The 19,094-nt window shown below is 63.1% G+C and carries 12 protein-coding genes and 1 pseudogene; 6 read left to right on the forward strand and 7 right to left on the reverse strand.

The features are described from left to right. Positions 1–2: 2 nt before the first annotated feature. Entirely contained in the window at positions 3–1,334 is a 1,332-nt protein-coding gene (locus J1C49_RS07115; protein WP_227445113.1) for a GH1 family beta-glucosidase, read from the reverse strand. Positions 1,335–1,520: 186 nt separating this feature from the next. After that, on the reverse strand, positions 1,521–2,546 hold the full coding sequence (locus J1C49_RS07120) for a LacI family DNA-binding transcriptional regulator (protein WP_227445114.1): 1,026 nt from the start codon (positions 2,544–2,546) through the stop codon (positions 1,521–1,523). Positions 2,547–2,790: 244 nt separating this feature from the next. Here J1C49_RS07120 and J1C49_RS07125 point away from each other — a divergent pair, with 244 nt between their 5' ends. The 6 genes from J1C49_RS07125 to uvrA all read left to right on the forward strand — a co-directional run bounded on the left by J1C49_RS07125 (position 2,791) and on the right by uvrA (position 12,733). Beyond that, positions 2,791–4,062: an ABC transporter substrate-binding protein gene (locus J1C49_RS07125; RefSeq protein ID WP_227445115.1), complete on the forward strand. Its 1,272-nt coding sequence runs from the start codon at positions 2,791–2,793 to the stop codon at positions 4,060–4,062. Between the two features lie 118 nt (positions 4,063–4,180). Next, positions 4,181–5,203, forward strand: a complete 1,023-nt coding sequence (locus J1C49_RS07130) for a carbohydrate ABC transporter permease (RefSeq protein ID WP_227445116.1) — start codon at positions 4,181–4,183, stop codon at positions 5,201–5,203. Between the two features lie 66 nt (positions 5,204–5,269). Continuing rightward, a complete protein-coding gene (locus tag J1C49_RS07135; protein ID WP_227445117.1) occupies positions 5,270–6,424 on the forward strand; it encodes a carbohydrate ABC transporter permease in 1,155 nt (384 codons plus the stop codon). A gap of 60 nt (positions 6,425–6,484) precedes the next feature. Continuing rightward, complete coding sequence (locus tag J1C49_RS07140; protein ID WP_227445118.1) at positions 6,485–8,149, forward strand: alpha-amylase family glycosyl hydrolase; 1,665 nt, start codon at positions 6,485–6,487, stop codon at positions 8,147–8,149. 42 nt (positions 8,150–8,191) lie between these two features. After that, positions 8,192–9,289 (forward strand): ABC transporter ATP-binding protein, encoded by a 1,098-nt coding sequence (locus J1C49_RS07145; protein ID WP_227445119.1) that lies wholly within the window; start codon positions 8,192–8,194, stop codon positions 9,287–9,289. A 585-nt stretch (positions 9,290–9,874) separates the two neighbouring features. After that, a complete protein-coding gene (uvrA, locus tag J1C49_RS07150) occupies positions 9,875–12,733 on the forward strand; it encodes an excinuclease ABC subunit UvrA (protein WP_227445120.1) in 2,859 nt (952 codons plus the stop codon). A gap of 57 nt (positions 12,734–12,790) precedes the next feature. On the opposite strand, the gene J1C49_RS07155 is transcribed toward uvrA, so the two are convergent. The 5 genes and pseudogenes from J1C49_RS07155 to J1C49_RS07170 form a co-directional block, all read right to left on the reverse strand. Next, positions 12,791–12,994 (reverse strand): DUF2892 domain-containing protein, encoded by a 204-nt coding sequence (locus J1C49_RS07155; protein WP_227445121.1) that lies wholly within the window; start codon positions 12,992–12,994, stop codon positions 12,791–12,793. 119 nt (positions 12,995–13,113) lie between these two features. Continuing rightward, complete coding sequence (gene mmsB / locus J1C49_RS21935; protein ID WP_370639380.1) at positions 13,114–13,986, reverse strand: 3-hydroxyisobutyrate dehydrogenase; 873 nt, start codon at positions 13,984–13,986, stop codon at positions 13,114–13,116. Positions 13,987–14,067: 81 nt separating this feature from the next. Next, positions 14,068–15,036: pseudogene (locus tag J1C49_RS21940) on the reverse strand (enoyl-CoA hydratase/isomerase family protein); the annotation flags it as partial. Positions 15,037–15,209: 173 nt separating this feature from the next. Further along, positions 15,210–16,349 carry an acyl-CoA dehydrogenase family protein gene (locus J1C49_RS07165; protein WP_227445123.1) on the reverse strand — a complete coding sequence of 380 codons (1,140 nt, stop codon included), beginning with the start codon at positions 16,347–16,349 and terminating at the stop codon, positions 15,210–15,212. 130 nt (positions 16,350–16,479) lie between these two features. Next, entirely contained in the window at positions 16,480–18,888 is a 2,409-nt protein-coding gene (locus tag J1C49_RS07170; RefSeq protein WP_227445124.1) for an FAD-dependent oxidoreductase, read from the reverse strand. Positions 18,889–19,094: the final 206 nt, after the last annotated feature.

A 19,094-nucleotide genomic window follows, 5' to 3' on the forward strand; every position in this document is an offset into this window, starting at 1 on the left:
ACTCAGGTTTCCGATCCGGACGTAAGGGCATCTTTGAGCGCGTGGTAAGACGCTTTGGGCGTGCGTTCAAGCGTGTCAAAATCCACATGCACCAGGCCAAAGCGCTTCTCGTAGCCGAGCGCCCATTCGTAATTGTCGAGCAGCGACCACAGGAAGTAGCCCTTGACCGGCACGCCTTCGGCAATGGCCCGGAGCACCATGTCCATATGCGCCTCGATATAGGCGATGCGATCCGCATCCGGCACCGCGCCGTCCTGGAGCGGATCGGGCGCGGCCATGCCGTTCTCGGTGATGAAGAGCGGCAGGCTGCCGGTGTATTCCTTGGCGGTGCGGGTCAGGAAATTGTAGAGCCCCTGCGGGAAGATTTCCCAATCCATGAAGGTCTTGGGCAGCGGGCCCTCGACCTCTTCGAGGCCCGGCCATGGCCCGGGCACCGGCGCAATGACCTTGCGGGTGTAATAATTGATGCCGCACCAGTCCACGGGGCTTCCGATCACGTCGAAATCCTCGTCCCAGCGGTCGGGCAGATGCGCTTCGATGCCGTCGAGCACGATCTGCGGGTAGGATTTCTTGAACACCCCTGACATGTACCAGTGGTTGTAGAGCCCGTCATAGCGAGCGGCGGCGGCGCGGGCGGCGTCGCTGTCATCGGAGGGGCTGGCCCATTCCATGTTGAACACGCCGCCGAGGTTGTCCATGCCGAGCGCGCGCATCGCCTGAATGGCGCGGCCATGCGCCAGCAGCACATGATGCATGGCCCGCGCGGTGGCCCGCACATCGCGCAGCCCCGGCGCGTGGTGGCCCATGAAATGGCTCAAAAAGGCGACGCACCACGGCTCGTTGATCGGCGCGACGGAATGCATCCGGTCGCCGATGCGGCCCATGATCGTCGTGGTGAAATCCGCAAACCACTCGGCAACATCGCGGTTGCGCCAGCCGCCCTTGTCCGCCAGCGCCGAGGGCATTTCCCAATGGTAGAGCGTGGCGCAGGGTTTCAGCCCGCGTTCCAGCATCGCATCGGTCAGCCGGTCGTAGAAATCGAGACCGTCGGGGTTCACCGTCACGCCATCGGGCATCACCCGCGCCCAGCTCGTGGAGAAGCGGTAACAGTCGAAGCCCGCTGCGGCGATCAGGTCGAGGTCTTCGGCGTAGCGGTGGTAGTGATCGCAGGCGCGGTCGCCGTTTTCGGCGCGCACCACGTTGCCGGGCGTGGCCGCGAAATCATCCCAATGGGTGCGGCCCGCGCCGCCGAAGGCGTGGCCCTCGATCTGGTAGCTGGACGTGGCAACGCCAAACTGGAAGCCTTTGGGGAAGTCGGAGCGCACATGTTTCATGGCCGGGGTCCTTTTCAGGCAGGGTCAGAAGAGGGCAGGCGTGTCTTGCGGTCGGGAAGGCGACAGGGTGCGAACCGAAAAGCGCGGCGCTGCGCGGTCGCAGCAGAATCAAACCCGGACGCCGTTAGGGCTAACACTGGATAAGCCGATCGGGGGTTCGGGTTCAAGCGGCGCGGCGCGGAAAGCTCACCGCGGGGCCGGACCGGTGGACGCGCCGATCACGAGTTCGGCCGGGATGAGTTCGGTCATCGGCGCGCTGTCGGGGCAGCGGATCAGCGTCAGGAGCATCTCGGCGGCGCGCTTGCCCGCCTCGCGCACGGACGAGCGTGTTGCGGTAAAGATCGGTGTCTCCGTGCCGTTTTGCAGGTAGCTCAGATCGTCGTCATGGGTGATCACCGACACATCGCGCCCCATGGTGAGGCCGCGCGCCTCGATCGCGCGCCGCACACCCAGCGCGCTGATGAGCGACGCCACGAGAATCGCCGTCGGAGGGTTGGCCGCGTCGAGCATGTCGGAGGCGGCCTCGAAGCCGTAGCTCTCGGTCATCTCCGCCGAGCGCATGAGCGCCGGGTCCGGGCGCTCGCCGGCGGCGCGCAACGCGGCGAGATAGCCTTCACGCCGACGGTGGGCAAAATCCTGCGTCTCGATGCCGTTGACCAGCGCGATCCGGCGGTGGCCCAGCGATTGCAGGTATTCCGTGGCCCGCCGAAAGGCGCGCAGGTTGTCGGTGTCGAGCCAGCAATAGGGGGTGGTCACATCCGAGGCCCGCCCATGGACCACAAAAGGCATGCCGAGATCCTGCAGAATCGGGATGCGGGTGTCGGTCATCTTGGGCGCATGCAGCAAGATCCCGTCAACGCTGCCACGGGCATGCAGCGACCGGTAAAGCGCCTCTTCCGAGCCTTCTTCGACGAGGCTCAGCAACATCTCGTAGCCTGCAGCGGCATAGGTCTCCGAGGCGCCGGCGATGAAATCGCCAAAGATGGGGTTGACCATTTCGAGCCGCGTCTTGACCGGCAGGACATGCCCGATGGCCTGAGCGCGGCCCGTCGCAAGCCCTTTTGCTCGCGCGTTCGGGCTGTAGTGCAGCGCATGCGCGGCTTCCTGCACACGTTTGCGGGTGGCCTCGCTGACCTCCGGGTAGCCGTTGAGCGCGCGGCTGACGGTGGTCTGGCTGAGGTTGAGATGGTGGGACAGTTCCTTCAGGTTCATCAGGCGGGATCACTCATCGGACAGGGCGCGGGATCGTGTCAGGGTTACATCTTTTGCAAGCGTCGAAAAGAGGGCGCGCAAATCCCGCAACATGCCGCGCCGCAGCATAAATTTTCATTGGCAAAACCCGTCCGACTCATTGACAGTGTTAGCGACATCAGAAAATGTCGCGCCGTTCAAAGCGCTTTGAAATAGCGCATGCGGAAACACGCAAGACATTCACATGATCGGGAGGATCACCCCTATGAAGAGAACGTACATCCTTGGTGCGGCGACCGTCGCGGCGCTCGCCGGTCAGGCAGCAAACGCAGAGCAGCTGACCGTCTTCGGCACCTGGCTCGGAGAAGAGCAAGCCACGGTCGAGCGCATCCTGGCCGTGTTTGCAGAGCAGTCCGGCCACGATGTGAGCTATGTCGGCTCCGACAGTTTCGAACAACAGATTGTCGTGGATGCCGAAGCGGGCTCCGCGCCCAACATCGCCGTGTTCCCGCAGCCGGGTCTGGCCTCCGACATGGCCGCACGCGGTTTCCTGACGCCGCTGCGTGACGGCACGGCCGACTGGATCCGCGAGAACTACGCCGCCGGTCAGTCCTGGGTGGATCTTGCGACCTATGCCGGCCCGGATGGCGAAGAAGATCTTTACGGCATGTTCTTCCGCGTCGATGTGAAATCGCTGGTCTGGTATGTGCCCGAGAACTTCGAGGATTTCGGTTATGAGATCCCCGAAACCATGGAAGAGCTCAAGGCGCTGACCGACCAGATGGTTGCCGATGGCGAGACGCCTTGGTGCATCGGTCTGGGATCGGGGGCGGCGACCGGCTGGCCTGCGACAGACTGGGTCGAGGACATGATGCTGCGCACGCAGCCGCCGGCGGTCTATGACGAGTGGGTGAGCAACGAGCGCCCGTTCAATGACCCCGCCATCATCAACGCGATCGAGGAATTCGGGTATTTCGCCCGCAACGACGATTACGTGGCCGGTGGTGCCGGTGCGGTCGCAACGACCGATTTCCGCGACAGCCCAAAGGGGCTTTTCGACACGCCCGCACAGTGCTTGATGCACAAGCAGGCATCGTTCATCCCGGCGTTCTTCCCCGAAGGCACGGAAATCGGCCTCGATGCGGATTTCTTCTACTTCCCGGCCTATGAGGGCCAGGACCTTGGCGCGCCGGTCCTGGGTGCGGGCACGCTCTGGGCGATCACCAACGAGAACGAGGCAGCGCATGAGCTGATCGAGTTCATCCAGTCACCCGTGGCGCACGAGATGTGGATGGAGGCCGGTGGCTTCCTGACGCCGCACAAGGGCGTGGACACCTCCAAGTTCTCCTCCGATGCGGCCCGTAAGATGAACGACATCCTTCTGGGTGCGACCACGTTCCGGTTTGACGGCTCCGACCTGATGCCCGGCGGCGTGGGCGCGGGGTCTTTCTGGACCGGCATGGTTGACTACACCGGCGGTGCGGATGCCGAGGCCGTGGCCACCAGCATCCAGGAAAGCTGGGACGCGCTGAAGTAATCACGCGCGACGGTTCCAAAGCCAAGATGCTCTCCGGGCAACGACCCGGGGAGCGTCTGAATACAGAAGACCTTCAATAGACATCTGTATCACCGCCAAACCGGGGGGAGGGAATAGAATGCATCCAGCGTTCGCAGGTCTTGTGACCATTGTCATCGGAGTGGGTGGCTGTCTTGCCTATTTCTGGTTGTCGAACCAGTTTCTCGACAAAGTGCTCTTTCCCGCAAGGGGGCCCAATGCCGGGCGCAACATCAACCGCGCCAACCAGATCCGGCCGTGGCTCTTTCTTTTCCCGGCCCTGTTCGCGCTGTCGCTCTACCTCGCCTATCCGGTGATCGAGACGATCCGGCTCTCCCTGACAGAGCGCGTGACCCAATCGGACGGGTCGACCATCTATCAATTCGTGGGGCTGGCGAACTACGCCCAGATGGCGGATGACCCGAAATTCTGGGAAGCGATGTTCAACAACATGATGTGGCTCATCGTGGTGCCTGCCTTGTCCACCGCCTTCGGTCTTTTGGCAGCGCAGCTCACCGACCGCATCAAATGGGGCAACATCGCCAAGTCGCTGATCTTCATGCCGATGGCGATTTCCTTTGTGGGTGCTGCCGTGATCTGGAAGCTGATCTATGACGCGCGCCCCCCGGATGCGAGCCAGATTGGCGTTGTCAACGCGATCTATGTTGGGCTGACGGGCAACGACCCGGTGCAGCTTCTGACCGTGCCCTTCTGGAACAACTTCTTCCTGATGATCGTGCTGGTCTGGATTCAGACGGGATTTGCCATGGTGATCCTGTCCGCCGCCTTGCGCGGCATCCCGGAAGAAACCATCGAGGCGGCCATCGTCGATGGCGCCAACCCGTTCCAGATCTTCTTCAAGATCAAGATGCCCCAGATCATGGGCACCATCGTCGTCGTCTGGACCACGATCACGCTGGTTGTGCTCAAGGTCTTCGACATCGTGTTTGCCATGACCAACGGCCAGTGGGGCACGCAGGTTCTGGCCAATTACATGTATAACCAGCTTTTCGTGACCCGCGATTGGGGTGTGGGATCGGCTTCGGCGATGATCATCATGCTGCTGGTCACGCCGATCCTGATCTGGAACGTGCGCAACGCCAGAGCGGAGATGCGCGGATGACCCGGATCATGATGACAGCATTCTCGCCCGACGCCCCTATCGCCATCCAAACGGGAGACAAGGCCGATGGATAACATCGCAGGCAGCAAATCCTCCCTCACATGGGCGGTCCATATCTCGGTCGTGTTTCTTGTGGCGGCGTGGCTCTTTCCGACACTTGGTCTGTTTGTGTCGTCCTTCCGCACCGCCGACCAGATCGCAAGTTCGGGCTGGTGGTCCTCGCTGACCTCCTCGGAGCAGAACCTCACGCTGCGCGCCGGCGCGCCGGATACCGCCGTGCAGGAAGGCGACCTCTTCGTGATCGAGGGCAACCTCTTTGCGCTCGAAGGTGTGCCGGAAGCCACCGTGGCCAACTGGGGGATATCGGCGCGCGAGCTCGGGGCGTTCGAACCCGGCGATACGGCTGAGATGCGCAACGGGTCCCTGATGACAGTCGAGGCCAATGGCGATTTCCGCCAGACCAGCGAAACGGCTTTCGAAGGCAGACGGGGTGACAGGATCTTTCTGACCGCGGCCGTGCCACCGGATTTCACCCTGGCGAACTACGAGCAGGTGCTGCTCTCAGGAGACAGCACCGACAGCATGGCCAAGGCGTTTTTCAACACGCTGACCGTCACCATCCCCGCTACGATCATTCCCATCGTGATCGCGGCCTTTGCCGCCTATGCGCTGGCCTGGATGGATTTTCCGGGGCGGGCGCTGCTCATCGCCTTTGTCGTTGGCCTGCTCGTGGTGCCGTTGCAACTTGCGCTCATTCCGCTTCTGAAACTGCATCTGGGGATCGGGATCGGAAAAGGCTATCTCGGGACGTGGCTGGCGCATACCGGCTTCGGGTTGCCGCTCGCGATCTATCTCTTGCGCAATTATATGGTCGGATTGCCGCGCGACATCATCGAGAACGCGCGCGTCGATGGCGCAACCGATTTCCAGATCTTTACCAAGATCATCCTGCCGCTTTCGTTCCCGGCGCTGGCCAGCTTTGCGATCTTCCAGTTCCTTTGGACGTGGAACGACCTGCTGGTGGCCAAGGTGTTCCTGATCGACGCCACCGGGCAGACAACGGTGATGACCAACCAGATCGTGGAGCTTCTCGGCACGCGCGGCGGCAACTGGGAGATCCTCGCAACGGCGGCCTTCGTCTCTATCTCGGTGCCGCTCGTCGTGTTCTTCGCGATGCAGAAATACCTCGTCCGCGGCCTGCTGGCCGGGTCGGTAAAGTAAACCGATGCCACCCTGCGGGCGGATGGCCCGGGGGGTGGTGCCGTTCAATGAGACCAAGACATGAATGTTAAGGCAGAAATCGACATGGCCGCCCAAATGACAGCCGACAAGGATTGGTGGCGTGGGGCCGTGATCTACCAGATTTATCCCCGCAGCTACCAGGACAGCAATGGCGACGGGATCGGCGACCTTCTCGGCATCGCCAACCGCTTGCCGCATATCGCATCGCTCGGGGTGGATGCGATCTGGATATCGCCGTTCTTCACCTCGCCGATGAAGGATTTCGGATATGACGTGAGCGATTACTGCGATGTCGATCCGATGTTCGGCAGCCTTGCCGATTTCGACGCGCTGGTGACACAGGCGCATGGGCATGGCGTGCGGATCATGATCGACCTCGTTCTGTCCCACACCTCCGACCAGCACCCGTGGTTTGTGGAAAGCCGCTCCAGCCGCGACAACCCCAAGGCGGATTGGTATGTGTGGTCCGACCCCAAGCCCGATGGCACGCCACCGAACAACTGGCTTTCGATCTTTGGTGGATCGGCCTGGCAGTGGGACAGCCGTCGTGAGCAATACTACCTGCACAATTTCCTGACGTCACAGCCCGATCTGAACTTCCACTGCCCGCAAGTGCAGGACGCGCTGCTCGATGTGGTGCGGTTCTGGCTCGATCGCGGGGTGGACGGCTTCCGGCTCGACACGATCAATTTCTACATTCACGACAAGGAGCTGCGCTCGAACCCGCCGCTGCCGCCCGAGCTTCGCGATGACAGTATCGCGCCGCGCGTGAACCCCTATAACCACCAGGAGCACATCTATTCCAAGAACCAGCCGGAGAACCTCGAATTTCTTGAGCGGTTCCGCGCGGTGCTTGATGAATACCCGGCCGCCGCTGCGGTGGGCGAGGTCGGCGATGCGCAGCGCGGGCTCGAGATCATGGGCGAATACACCCAGGGCGATAACCGGGTGCACATGTGCTACAGCTTCGAGCTTCTGTCCGGCACCTATCCGGATGCGGCCCGTATCGCCAAGGTGCTTGGCGACGTGGATGAAAAGGCGCCCGATGGCTGGGCCTGCTGGGCGTTTTCCAACCATGACGTGCCGCGGCATGGCTCGCGCTGGGATCTGACGCCAGCCGCCCTGCGGACGCTGACGACACTGATGATGTGCCTGCGCGGGTCCGTGTGTATCTATCAGGGCGAGGAGCTTGGTCTGCCGGAGGCGGAACTGGCTTTGGAAGACCTGCAAGACCCGTATGGCATCGAGTTCTGGCCGGAATACAAGGGCCGTGACGGATGTCGCACGCCGATGGTCTGGGACAGCGAAATGGTCAATGGTGGCTTCTCCACGGGGGTGCCGTGGTTGCCCGTCTCGGGGGAGCATCTGCATCGCGCGGTGGATGTTCAGGAAAAGGATCCGAGCGCGATCCTGCATCATTACCGCAAGGCCATTTCGTTCCGCAGGGCGCATAAGGCGCTGACCAAGGGGGCGCATGGCGGGGTGCGGAATGACGGGTCGATCGTGCATTTCACCCGCACACAGGATCGCGAAACGGTCTTTTGTGCGTTCAACCTGTCGGGAGACCCGGCGGTGATGGACATGCCGGAGGGCGCTTGGTTCCAGATCGGGCTCGAGCTGGGCTCGGCCGCGGCACAACCGGATGGCAAGCTGCATCTCGGACCGTGGCAACCGGCCCTCGCGGTCCGGATCGCACCGGAATAATCGGCAAGACAAAGAACAGGCGTCCGGGGGAGGGACCAGACTATGGCGAATATCAAGCTGACCGATGTGGCCAAGACCTACGGCGGCACGGTCGATGTTCTGAAGAATATCAACCTCGATATCGAGCAGGGGGAACTGATCGTCTTTGTGGGGCCGTCGGGCTGTGGCAAGTCCACGCTGCTGCGGATGATTGCAGGGCTCGAAAAGATCACCGGCGGCACGCTCGAGATCGACGGCACGGTGGTCAATGACGTGCCGCCGTCAGAACGCGGCATTGCGATGGTGTTCCAGTCCTATGCGCTTTATCCGCATATGACGGTGCGGGAGAACATGAGCTTTGCGCTGCGGCTGGCCAAGAAGAGCCAGGCCGAAATCGACGAAGCGGTCGAGCGTGCGGCCAAGTCGTTGCAGCTTGGCGAGTATCTCGACCGCCTGCCGAAGGCGCTTTCGGGCGGGCAGCGTCAGCGTGTGGCGATCGGCCGGTCGCTGGTGCGCGATCCGAAGGTCTACCTGTTCGACGAGCCGCTGTCGAACCTCGACGCGGCCTTGCGTGTCGCCACCCGGATCGAGATTGCCCAGCTCAAGGAGCAGATGCCGGATCGCACGATGATCTATGTGACACATGATCAGGTCGAGGCGATGACGCTGGCCACCCGGATCGTGGTTCTGGCCAACAAGGGGATTGCGCAAGTGGGCTCGCCGCTGGAGCTTTATGAGCGGCCCAACTCGGAGTTTGTGGCCCAGTTCATCGGCTCGCCGGCCATGAACCTGATGCCGGGGGAGGTGACCGGTGTGGGGGAGCGCACCACGATCAAGCTCGATGGCGGCGGAGTGGCCCTGTCGGACTACCCGACGCAGCCGGGCGACATGGGGATCAAGGTCAATGTCGGGGTGCGCCCGGAGGATTTTGTCGAAGCGGCCAGTGGCGCTGATTACATCTACGAGGGCACGGTGAACATCACCGAGGCGCTTGGCGAGGTGACATTGCTGTATTTCGAGGTCGCAGCGGATGGCGAACCGTCGATGATTGGCAAGCTGCCGGGGATCCACCGGGAGATGCGCGGAAAGACGGTCAGACTGACGGCGTCGCCGGACAAGGTCCACCTGTTTCACAAGGGCACGTCGCTGCTCTATCGCTGAGCCTTGCCGGGCGCGTGTGTGCGTCCGGGGCGGGTCGGCCGCGTCCGCGCGTGAGACCGCCCGAGGACGGACTCGTGATGCGCGCAGCAGATCCGGCATCGTGCACTGGCGTCATCGGCGTCGCTCTGGTCGCGCCGTGTATGCTGGCCATGGAGGCGGTCGGAGCGCATGACGCCGGGCTTGTCCGGTCGCTGAACCTTACGGGCAGTCACTCCGCGCAGCCCCACCTTGGGAAAGGGGAGAGCACAAACGGATCGCGCTCCACGCGAGGGTGATAGGCGGAATGCCGTCACCCGGAAATCACCGGAAACCCTGTGAATCCCGCGACAGAATCGACGCTCCGGCAAGTTGCACGGGTCAGGGCACGGGCGAGACGCAGCCACGGGCGCGCGCGAAGCGTGTTGTCGCCGATCGGGGGAGCAATCCTCTGCGCAAGGTTTTCCGTTCGTTTTGGCTGGTTTGCGGCGTGCCCTCACGCGGGATTGTCATATCGGCGCTCGCGTTCCTTTTTCGTTCTCATTTTTGGATTGGCGAAACGCCGGGTTTCGCCTAAATGTTTGGTTTACGCTGTCCCTGGGAGTGGCCATGCCAGAGCTAAAGCAGATCGAGGTGCGCGGCGCGCGCGAGCACAACCTCAAAAGCATTGATGTCGATATACCGCGCGACCAGCTTGTCGTGATCACCGGCCTGTCCGGGTCGGGCAAGTCGTCGCTGGCCTTCGACACGATCTATGCCGAGGGGCAGCGTCGGTATGTGGAAAGCCTGTCTGCCTATGCGCGGCAGTTTCTCGACATGATGGAAAAGCCTGATGTGGACCACATCACGGGTCTGTCGCCCGCGATTTCCATCGAGCAGAAAACCACCTCCAAGAACCCGCGCTCGACGGTCGGCACGGTGACCGAGATCTATGACTACATGCGCCTGCTGTTTGCGCGGGTTGGCACGCCCTACAGCCCGGCAACGGGCCTGCCCATCGAGGCGCAGCAGGTCCAGGACATGGTGGACCGGGTCATGACCATGGAAGAAGGGACGCGCGCCTATCTTCTGGCGCCCATCGTGCGTGACCGAAAGGGGGAATACCGCAAGGAATTCCTTGAACTGCGCAAGCAGGGCTTTCAACGGGTCAAGGTGGATGGAGAGTTCTACGAGCTTGATGAGCCGCCGACGCTGGACAAGAAGTTCCGCCACGATATCGATGTGGTGGTCGACAGGATCGTGGTGCGCGAAGGGCTTGAGACTCGGTTGGCGGACAGTTTCCGCACCGCGCTCGATCTTGCGGACGGGATTGCCATCCTCGAAACCGCCGTCAAGGACGGCGACCCGGAGCGCTTCACCTTCTCCGAGAACTTCGCCTGTCCGGTGAGCGGTTTCACGATCCCCGAGATCGAGCCACGGCTGTTCTCATTCAACGCACCTTTCGGGGCCTGTCCGGATTGTGACGGGCTCGGGGTCGAGCTGTTCTTTGACGAGCGGCTCGTGGTGCCGGATCAGACCTTGAAGATCTCCGACGGGGCGCTGGCGCCCTGGCGCAAGGGAAAATCGCCGTATTTCCTTCAAACCATCGAAGCCATTGCGAAACACTACGAGTTTGACAAGAAGGCGCGGTGGAAGGACCTGCCGGCGCATGTCAAGCAGGTGTTCCTGTATGGTTCCGGCGATGAGGAGATCCCATTCCGGTACGACGAAGGCGGGCGGGTCTACCAGGTGACACGTGCCTTTGAGGGGGTGATCCCCAACATGGAGCGCCGCTACCGCGAGACGGACAGCAACTGGATCCGCGAAGAATTCGAGCGCTATCAGAACAACCGGCCCTGTGGCACCTGTGACGGCTACCGTCTGCGGGCCGAGGCTTTGGCGGTGAAGATCGCAGGGCTGCATGTGGGCCAGGTGGTGCAGATGTCGATCCGCGATGCCTTCAACTGGTGCGAGACGGTGCCTGCGTCCCTGACCAACCAGAAAAACGAGATCGCGGGAGCCATTCTCAAGGAAATCCGCGAACGCCTTGGTTTCCTGAACAATGTTGGGCTGGATTACCTGACGCTGAGCCGCAATGCCGGGACTCTCAGCGGCGGCGAGAGCCAGCGGATCCGGTTGGCAAGCCAGATCGGGTCCGGCCTCACCGGCGTGCTTTATGTGCTCGATGAACCGAGCATCGGTCTGCATCAGCGCGACAACACGCGGCTTCTGGATACGCTGAAGAACCTCCGCGATCAGGGCAATACGGTCATCGTGGTGGAACATGATGAAGAGGCGATCCGCGAGGCAGATTACGTCTTTGATATCGGGCCGGGCGCGGGTGTGCATGGCGGGCGCGTGGTCGCGCATGGCACCCCCGACGCGGTTGCCGCAGACCCGAACAGCCTAACCGGCCAATACCTGACCGGCACGCGGGAAGTGCCGGTTCCCGCGGTGCGCCGCAAGGGAAACCGCAAGAAAATCAAGGTGGTGAAGGCCACGGGCAACAACCTCAAGGCGGTCACGGCCGAGTTTCCTCTCGGCAAGTTCGTTTGCGTGACGGGTGTATCCGGGGGCGGCAAGTCCACCTTGACCATCGAGACCTTGTTCAAGACGGCATCCATGACCCTGAACGGCGCCCGCCAGACCCCGGCTCCCTGCGAAACCATCAAGGGGCTGGAGCATCTCGACAAGGTGATCGACATTGATCAGCGTCCGATCGGTCGGACACCGCGGTCAAACCCGGCAACCTATACCGGGGCGTTCACGCCGATCCGGGACTGGTTCGCGGGTCTGCCCGAAGCCAAGGCGCGCGGGTACAAGCCCGGCCGGTTTTCCTTCAACGTCAAGGGCGGACGCTGCGAGGCCTGTCAGGGTGACGGGGTCATCAAGATCGAGATGCATTTCCTGCCTGATGTCTATGTCACCTGCGAAACCTGCAAGGGCGCGCGCTACAATCGCGAGACTCTGGAAATTCTCTTCAAAGGCAAGAGCATAGCCGACGTTCTTGACATGACAGTTGAAGATGCGCAGGAGTTTTTCAAGGCGGTGCCGTCGATCCGCGAAAAGATGGACGCGCTGTGTCGCGTGGGGCTGGGCTATATCCGGGTCGGACAGCAGGCCACGACCCTGTCGGGCGGGGAAGCGCAGCGCGTCAAGCTGTCCAAGGAATTGGCGAAACGCTCGACCGGCCGGACGCTCTATATTCTGGACGAGCCGACGACGGGCCTGCATTTCGAGGACGTCCGCAAGCTTCTCGAGGTGCTGCACGAACTTGTGGATCAGGGCAACACCGTTGTCGTGATCGAGCACAATCTCGACGTCGTGAAAACCGCCGACTGGATCATCGATATCGGTCCGGAAGGCGGCGATGGCGGCGGGGAGATCGTGGCATGCGGCACGCCGGAAACGGTGGCCGACGTGGCGGCCTCGCATACCGGCCGCTATCTCAAACCGATGCTCGCCCCGAAGAAAGTTGCCGCGGAATAGCGCACCCTGCGGTGTTGGCGGGATGCCGCCAACGCCCGAGCCGCCTTTCTGCCGGTATCAGCTTTTGGTCTTGCAGGTGTTGATGCCGAGCAGGGCATAGGGCGGGCAGGATCCGATCAAGCCGGTGGCCAGCGGCACGACCCCAAGCAGATACAGCCAGCGATAGGCTGCGTCTGCGTTCAGGAAGAACCCGGCCAGAAGCGCAAGTCCGATGATGATGCGCAGCGCGCGGTCGATTGTTCCGACATTTTTCTTGAGCATTTCTCAACCCTCCTGGGAGATACCATCTGCAAGACCTTACCCCGTTCTCGCCTTTTGACCATGATCCACGTCAAGATGGTCCAAGGGGTGACACGTCAAGACCGGTCAAGTCACTGACGTCAGGACCGTCCGCGGGTTTCGAACCGGGGCAGCATGGCGGAGAAATCGCGACCGGCGCCGTCTTCTTCTTCGACAAAGCGACGGTACAGCTCGGTTGCGGCCTCGCCGATCGGGGTATCCGCATCCACCGACTCCGCTGCCTGCTGTGCAAGACGGAGGTCCTTCAGCATCAGATCGGCCGCGAATCCGGGCGTGTAGCCGTTGTCCGCGGGTGAAGTGGGTCCGACACCGGGCGCCGGGCAATAGGCGTTCATCGACCAGGAATAGCCGGAAGAGGTGGACACCACGTCAAACATAGCTTCCCGCGACAGGCCCAGCTTGTCCGCGAGGCTGAACGCTTCGCAGGTGACGATCATGGTCGCGCCGAGGATCATGTTGTTGCAGATCTTGGCGGCCTGGCCATTGCCGGAGGGGCCGCAATGGACCGCTTTCTGTCCCATGATGTCAAAGAGCGGGCGGGCCTTTTCAAACGCGTCCGGTGACCCGCCGACCATGAAGGTCAGCGTGCCGGCCTGTGCGCCGCCTATGCCGCCCGACACCGGCGCATCCAGCGCACCGAGCCCGGCCTGCGCGGCCTGATCGGCCACCGCGCGGGCTGACGCCACATCCACGGTCGAGCAATCCAGAAGCACCGCGCCCGCGGCCATGGCAGGGATAATGTCGTCGGCGACGGCGCGCAAAATGCCGCCATTGGGCAGCATGGTGATCACCACATCCGCGTCCTTCACCGCTTCCTTGGCGCTTGCGGCCATGGTGACCCCGTCGGCGGATGTCCCGGCGGTGTCGAACCCCGTCACATCATGTCCGGCGGCGGCGAGATTGGCCGCCATGGGCGCGCCCATGTTGCCCAGTCCGATAAAGGCGATCTGCATGCTGTCCTCCCTGAAATCCAGTGTGTCACGACCAAGCGGCCGAAGAAGCGCGGAAACCGCCACGGCAGGCACCGCGCTGTCTGCAAAACGCCATTTTGGATCGCGGTCCTTGTCGATGATGGCGGCGCGGATCCCTTCGAGAAAGTCCCCTTGTTCCATGATCCTGTGCGCGACGCGATATTCAAGTTCGAGGGCGCGGCGGATCGTCAGTGACGGGCCGCGCAGCCGCTGGATCATTTCGATCGTGGTGGCCGCGGAGAGGGGGGCTGCGCGGGCGAGGGCCGTTTCGACGTCGCGGGCAAAGGCGCTGTCATCTGCGGCCAGCGCGTTGCGCAGCGAGGTCAGATCCTGTGCCGAGAACAGCGCGTCGATCCGGGGCTGGAGATCGGCCAGTTCCGAGGCGGGAGGGGTCTTTGCCGCTTGCAGCACACCATCCGGCGAACCGCTGTCGCACAATTGGCCGATCAGCCCGGGCCACTGGGATTCCGGGATGAAATGATCGGCAAATCCCGCGTGGATCGCGTCTGCGCCCAGCATCCGCGCCGCTGTCAGCCCGAGATACTCGCCGAGGCGACCCGGCGCCCGCGCGAGAAGGAAGCTCCCGCCGACGTCGGGCACAAAGCCGATGGTGCATTCGGGCATGGAGACCTTGGAGCTGTCGCCCACGATGCGGTGGGACACATGGCCGGCCAGACCGACCCCGCCGCCCATGGTGAAGCCCTGCATGAACGCGAGGACGGGTTTCGGGTATTCGGCAAGCCGGGCGTTCATGCGGTATTCGTCGCGCCAGAATCGGCGGCCGTAGTCGAAATCGCCCGCTTTGCCCGTGGCGTACATCTCGGCGATGTCTCCGCCGGCGCAAAACGCCTTGTCCCCCGCGGCATCGATGATCACAAGCGCCACAGTGGGATCCCCGGCCCAGGATTTCAGCGCGCGATCAATGGCGCGGCACATCTCGTAGGTGAGCGCATTGAGCGCTTTGGGCCGCGTGAGCGTGATGCGGCCTGCCTTGCCCTCGATGCGGATGTCGATGTCTGTGTGTGCTGTCATGGCGCTGTCTTTTCGTTGCGGGGGCGAGGGGCCAGCCCCTCCCGCTCCCCGGGATATTTGAGGCCCAAAGAAGCACGCGACGGGGCCGTTTGGCGTCGGTCGTTGGTCTTGATGCCTTTCAGGCGGTGTCACCGGTTTCGCGTCACCTTAACTGGCCGCGTGGCGCGCGCTGGTCAGCGGGCCAGCATCTGGCGCGCGACGATCAGGCGCATGATCTCGTTTGTGCCTTCGAGGATCTGGTGCACGCGCAGGTCGCGGACCAGCTTCTCGATGCCATAGTCGGCGAGATAACCATAGCCGCCATGCAGTTGCAGGCATTGATCGACCACGCGGGAGCCGGCTTCGGTCACGAATTTCTTGGCCATGGCGCAGAATTTCGTGGCATCCGGTGCGCCGGTGTCGAGTTTCCATGCGGCCTGCCGCAAGAAGGTGCGGGCGGCCTGCAACTCGATTTCCATATCGGCGAGGCGGAACTGGAGCGCCTGGAACTGGTCGATGGATTTGCCGAAAGCCTGACGTTCCGCCATGTAGCGCAACGTTGCGTCGAGCCCGGATTGCGCGGCGCCGAGCGAGCAGGCCGCGATATTGAGGCGACCGCCATCGAGCCCGGCCATCGCATATTTGAATCCAGCGCCCTCGTCACCGATGCGGTTTTCCAGCGCGGTCAGGCAATTGTCGAACTGCACCTGAGCGGTGGGCTGGGAACGCCAGCCCATCTTGTCTTCCAGCCCGCCAAAGCTCAGCCCGTCCGCGCCGTCCTCGACGATCACGGTCGAGATACCGCGCGGCCCGTCCTCGCCAGTGCGGCACATCACGACATAAGCATCCGAATAGCCGCCACCGGAGATGAACGCCTTGGTTCCGGTGAGGCGGTATCCTTCATTGGTTTTTTGTGCACGGGTTTTCAATGCGGCGGCGTCGGAACCGGAGCCGGGCTCGGTCAGGCAATAGCTCAGCACCGTTTCCATTGTCAGCACCCGGGGCAGCCACGCCGATTTGAGCGCGTCAGAGCCGAAGCTGTCGATCATCTTGGCACACATGTTGTGGATCGACAGGAAGGCGGCCACAGAAGGGCAAGCCATGGAGAGCGCCTCGAAGACCAATGTCGCGTCCAGGCGTGACAAGCCCGAGCCGCCCGATTCCTCGGACACGTAGAGCCCGCCGAAGCCAAGCGCGGCCAATTCCGGCCAGAGTGCCTTGGGGATTGTGCCATCCGCTTCCCATTGCCGGGCATGCGGTGCGATATGCTCCTGCCCGAAGGCGTGGGCCATATCGAAAATGGCGGTTTGTTCCTCACTGAGGGCGAAATCCATGGGCGGCCTCCCGAACACTTCGAATTGAACGCTTGTTCAGATTGTAGCAAAGCGCGCGCGGATGCAAGGGCGCAGCTGCGCAGGCCCTCGCGAGGCCAGCCCGTTTGGCGGGGTGGATGAGCAGGCCCGACTATCCGCGCATGCGCGTGCCTTTCGGATCGAAGAGCGGCCCATCCAGCCGTCTCGCTCGTCGCATCGCTCCGAGGATCTCGATCTCGACCTCCAGCCCGCTTTGATCCAGAGAGCGGGGGATCAGGGCGAGCGCCACGGAGGTCTTGCTGTGATGGGCGTATCCGCCGGACGTGCAGAACCCTTGCACCCGACCGTCTATCCAGACCGGCTCGTAGCCATGCACGTCGGCATCCGGTGAGTCGACCGCAAAAACCGCAAGACTGCGAGCCGGTGGCGCGAGCCGTTCGGTCTCGGCTGCGTTGCGGCCAACGAAATCGGTCGGCTTTTGCCACGCAATGAAGCGATCGAGCCCGGTTTCTGCGGCGGTATAATCGGGCGAATACTCGCTGCCCCAGGATCCGAACCCCTTGTCCAGCCGGAGTGACATCATCGCGCGCATGCCAAACGGGGTCAGTCCGTGACCTGCACCGGCCTCCATCAGCGCCTGCCAGAGTTGGCGCTGTCCCATAGGATCACAGAAAATCTCGAAGCCCAGATCGCCGGTATAGCTCACCCGTTGCACGACGCAGTCCGTCATGCCGACGATCACACGGCGCACATCCATGAAACGCATGTCGGTGACCGTCTCGCGGGTCGCCGCCGCGAGCACTTCCCGGGCACGGGGCCCGGCAATCTGGAACCCGGTCAGGCGATCGGAGATATTCTCTACCCGAATACCGGGCTCGGCAAAGCTGTCGAACCAGCGCATGTGCATGGCTTGCGCGCCATAGCTTGCGGTGAGGTGGAAGGTGGTCTCGTCGAGACAGGAAACAGTGAAATCCCCCATGATCCGCCCCGACGGCGCCAGCATCGGGTTCAGCGCGAGCCGTCCGGGCAAGGGAATGCGCCCGGCCATGATCCGGTCGAGCCAGTCGCGCGCGCCAGGGCCTGTCACCCGGTATTTCCCGAAATTGTGCACCTCGTTGATGCCGACGCCGTCGCGCACGGCGGCCACTTCCCGGGCGGTTGCGGCAAAGGCATCGGAGCGGCGAAAGGACGGGGTTTCGTAGGTCGGCTCATCGCCGGTCGCAAAGTAATTTGGCACTTCCAGCCCGTATTGCTGACCAAAGACCGCGCCGAGCCCGGCGAAGATATCATACATCGGCGTGGTGCGATGCGGGCGCGCGGCGGGCAGTTCCTCGTTGGGGTAGGCCACGGAGAACCGCGTCTGGTAGTTCTCGATGACCTTGGGCAGCGTGTAGCCGGGCGTCGCCCAATCGCCGTAGCGGGCGACGTCCATCGCAGCCGGGTCGCGCTCCGTCTCGCCCGTGGTCATCCATTGCGCGAGCATCAGCCCCACGCCGCCGCCTTGGCTGAACCCGGCCATCACACCACAAGCGGACCAATAGTTGCGCAAACCCGGGATCGGTCCAACCAGCGGGTTGCCGTCGGGGGCAAATGTGAAGGGGCCGTGGATCACCGATTTGACGCCGGCGCGCTCGAGCACGGGGAAGCGGCGATAGGCAAAGGCGATGCTGTCCTCGATCTTGTCGAAATCATCCGGCAAGAGTTCGTGACCAAAACTCCAGGGCGTGCCGTCGACGGCCCATGGGCGGCAGGGTTGTTCGTAGAACCCGATGCAGAGCCCGCGTCCTTCCTGACGCAGGTAGCTTTCGCCCGCCGGATCCATCACATGGGGGTGTTCGGTATCTCTCTCGTAGATTTCCGCGATCTCGTCGGTGACGATATACTGGTGCTCCATCGGGTGCAGGGGCAGGGACAGGCCGGCCATCGCGCCCACTTCGCGCGCCCAGAGCCCACCCGCATTGACGATGTGTTCGGCGTGGATTGGCCCCTTGTCGGTCTCGATGTCCCAGCTGCCGTCGGGGCGTTGGGTGGTGGCGGTCACCATCGTATGGGTCTGGATCGTGGCGCCGCCCATGCGCGCGGCCTTGGCATAGGCGTGGGTGGTGCCGGACGGGTCGAGATGGCCGTCGAGCGGATCATAGAGCGCGCCGAGGATGCCGTCGGTGTTCACGATGGGGGCAAGTTGGCGGATCTCGTCCGGCGTGACGATCTCGGTCTCCAGGCCCATGTAGCGATGCTTGGCGCGCTCTGCGAGCAGCATGTCGAAACGGTCCGCGTTGTCGGCCAGCGTGATGCCGCCCACATGGTGCAGCCCGCAAGACAGGCCCGTGAGCGCTTCGAGTTCGCGGTAGAGCCGGATCGTATAGCCTTGCAGCGCGGCCATGTTGGTGTCGCCGTTGAGTGTGTGAAACCCGCCCGCCGCGTGCCAGGTGCTGCCCGACGTGAGTTCGGAGCGCTCGACGAGCAGCACGTCGGACCAGCCGAGCTTTGTCAGATGATACAGAACGGAGGCGCCGACAACGCCGCCGCCGATCACGCACACGCGGGTGTGTTGCGTCATGAGTTGGACCTTTCCGATTCCTGAGGCGCCCAGCGGGTCGCGGTCTTTGAGCGTATTTGGAAAGAGTTCCCGCCCAGGCACTTGCATAGAAGCGACAGATGGTGTCGCGTTCGGGAGCCGGGAGCCGGGAGCCGGGAGCCGGGAGCCGGGAGCCGGGAGCCGGGAGCCGGGAGCCGGGAGCCGGGAGCCGGGAGCCGGGAGCCGGG

This window comes from Cognatishimia sp. F0-27 (assembly GCF_020667845.1).
Lineage (GTDB): Bacteria > Pseudomonadota > Alphaproteobacteria > Rhodobacterales > Rhodobacteraceae > JAFMPQ01.

What these genes read in the sequence shown, in the direction of transcription:
- J1C49_RS07115 (WP_227445113.1), bottom strand. Translation starts at nt 1,334, where the DNA reads ATGAAACATGTGCGCTCCGACTTCCCCAAAGGCTTCCAGTTTGGCGTT.
- J1C49_RS07120 (WP_227445114.1), bottom strand. Translation starts at nt 2,546, where the DNA reads ATGAACCTGAAGGAACTGTCCCACCATCTCAACCTCAGCCAGACCACC.
- J1C49_RS07125 (WP_227445115.1), top strand. Translation starts at nt 2,791, where the DNA reads ATGAAGAGAACGTACATCCTTGGTGCGGCGACCGTCGCGGCGCTCGCC.
- J1C49_RS07130 (WP_227445116.1), top strand. Translation starts at nt 4,181, where the DNA reads ATGCATCCAGCGTTCGCAGGTCTTGTGACCATTGTCATCGGAGTGGGT.
- J1C49_RS07135 (WP_227445117.1), top strand. Translation starts at nt 5,270, where the DNA reads ATGGATAACATCGCAGGCAGCAAATCCTCCCTCACATGGGCGGTCCAT.
- J1C49_RS07140 (WP_227445118.1), top strand. Translation starts at nt 6,485, where the DNA reads ATGAATGTTAAGGCAGAAATCGACATGGCCGCCCAAATGACAGCCGAC.
- J1C49_RS07145 (WP_227445119.1), top strand. Translation starts at nt 8,192, where the DNA reads ATGGCGAATATCAAGCTGACCGATGTGGCCAAGACCTACGGCGGCACG.
- uvrA (WP_227445120.1), top strand. Translation starts at nt 9,875, where the DNA reads ATGCCAGAGCTAAAGCAGATCGAGGTGCGCGGCGCGCGCGAGCACAAC.
- J1C49_RS07155 (WP_227445121.1), bottom strand. Translation starts at nt 12,994, where the DNA reads ATGCTCAAGAAAAATGTCGGAACAATCGACCGCGCGCTGCGCATCATC.
- mmsB (WP_370639380.1), bottom strand. Translation starts at nt 13,986, where the DNA reads ATGCAGATCGCCTTTATCGGACTGGGCAACATGGGCGCGCCCATGGCG.
- J1C49_RS07165 (WP_227445123.1), bottom strand. Translation starts at nt 16,349, where the DNA reads ATGGATTTCGCCCTCAGTGAGGAACAAACCGCCATTTTCGATATGGCC.
- J1C49_RS07170 (WP_227445124.1), bottom strand. Translation starts at nt 18,888, where the DNA reads ATGACGCAACACACCCGCGTGTGCGTGATCGGCGGCGGCGTTGTCGGC.